Here is a 1,796-nt window from a genome sequence, read left to right on the forward strand (position 1 = left end):
CTTGCCGTATTCCTCGACCATGAAGGCGTCGTTGATCGACTCGAAGTTGTCGATTTGGTCGAGGCTGGGCTCGTCGCGGATCAGGCGCCGCGCCGAAGCCATCTGCCAGTAGTAGGAGAGGTTCGACAGGCTGGTGATCATGATGGCATTCGACGGGAAGAACGGCACCTGCATCGTCGGCTTGCCGCCCAGCTGGCGGCTCGACAGGATCACGTCGCGCGCGACCTGCTGCATGGCGTTGTCGCCGGCCTCGCTGATGATCTTGAAGTATTTGTCGTGCACGAGATCCATGCCGACGATCACGACGAGATCGGTCGAGGTGCGGAAGCGCTCGTGGATCAGGTTGTGGATCGCGTCGAACACGAGCGCGTCGAGGTTGGCGTAATCGGCCTTGCCCGCCGCATAGCCGGCATCATCGACATAGACGTGCGCGGTGTCGAGCGAGCCGTGTTCCATAACCCGCGCGGGCGCATAGGTGCGCATCTTGTAGAGCCAGCCCCAGTTCACGTCCTGGAGCAGCGGGAAGGCGGTGCGGTCGGTCTGCACCGCGGCATCGACGCCGTTGAAGCCGATCGTGATGATGTCGCTCGCCTTCTGGACGATCACGGCATCGCGCACGAGCTGCTGGAACTCGGGACGGTGCGCCCATGCGTCGAGCATCGCGTACGACCACGCATAGTCGTAATCGGTCTTTTTGCAGAAATACTGGTCGATGCCGTCCGAGGCGCTCGGATCGGTCGGCGTGCGGCGGTTGCCCGACGTGCGATCGGTGCGGCTGGCGAGCGATCGACCGACGCCGACGCCGACGCGGGCGCCCTGCTGCGCCACCACCGGCACCACGTTCACGCGGCCGAGGAAGTCGCTCGTCGTCTGGAGCTTCGCCTGGAGGCGCTGCTCGATGACCGGGGACACGTTGAACGATTTCAGTTCGCCGGGCACGGCCGAGAAGCTGACGTCGAGGCTGTTCAGCTTCGCGATCTGGCTGACATAGGCATTGAACGCGAGGCGGGTGGTGGTCTGCATCGGGGTACTCCGGGGGCGAGAGCGTCAGGTGGGCGGGAGGCGATCAGCAGTCGGTCTGAAGACCGCCGGTGCCGCCGGTCGCGGGCGGGCGGCTGAAGCTGTCCGGCGCGGGCGTCGATTCCAGCTTGCCCTTCAGCGTGGCGAAGGCGGTCTGCATGTTCGCCTGCGCATCCACGATCGGCTTCAGCGCCGCGGCCATGGTCTCGCCCATCGCGGTCGCGAACGCGGCCATGTCGTTGTCGTTGTCTGCCTTGGGCTGCGGTTTGGGCTCGGGCTTCGGCGCGGGCTCGCCGGTCGTGAACTTGCCGGCGAGCGCGGCAAATCCGGCCTTGATCGCGTCGATGACGCCGGTGGCCTCGGGCTGCTTGGCCTCGAATTCGATCGTCACCGCATCGGGCGCGACCGAGAAATGGGTGCCGGGCGCCGAGCGCGAAAACTGGAGGCGCTGGGTGCCGATGCTCGCCGGCGTGTCGGTAAAGGCGAGGCCGATCAGCCCGACCTTGCCGGTGCCCGCATAGCTGTCCGTCAGCTCGACGGACGGATACGGCTTCTGGTCGCGCGCGGCGAGCTGCACGAGCTGGTCGTTGCCGTCCACCTGGACGTAGAGGCAGCGGCGGTTCTCGGTCTTCCCGTCGATCGTGAACGCGTCGGTCTTGGCTTCCACCGCAACGACGGTGCCGTAGCCGTTGAACGGCGGCTCGGGGCTGTAGCCGTTGATGTGCTCGACGTTGACACGCGGGGCGTAGTTCTCGGCATTGAAGCTGGCGGCGATC

Annotated in this window: 2 protein-coding genes; both read right to left on the reverse strand. The window is 66.1% G+C overall.

Annotated elements, in window-relative coordinates; translation table 11 throughout:
* Positions 1 to 1,023, reverse strand: a 1,023-nt coding sequence (locus OXQ95_RS18580) for a phage major capsid protein, P2 family (protein WP_267383107.1), incomplete at its 3' end; no start/stop codon positions are given.
* 43 nt (positions 1,024 to 1,066) lie between these two features.
* Positions 1,067 to 1,796: GPO family capsid scaffolding protein (locus OXQ95_RS18585; RefSeq protein WP_267383110.1), on the reverse strand; the 730-nt coding region annotated here is incomplete at its 5' end.

Origin of the sequence: Sphingomonas sp. GC_Shp_6 (assembly GCF_026540835.1) — a bacterium.
Classification (GTDB): Bacteria; Pseudomonadota; Alphaproteobacteria; order Sphingomonadales; family Sphingomonadaceae; genus Sphingomonas.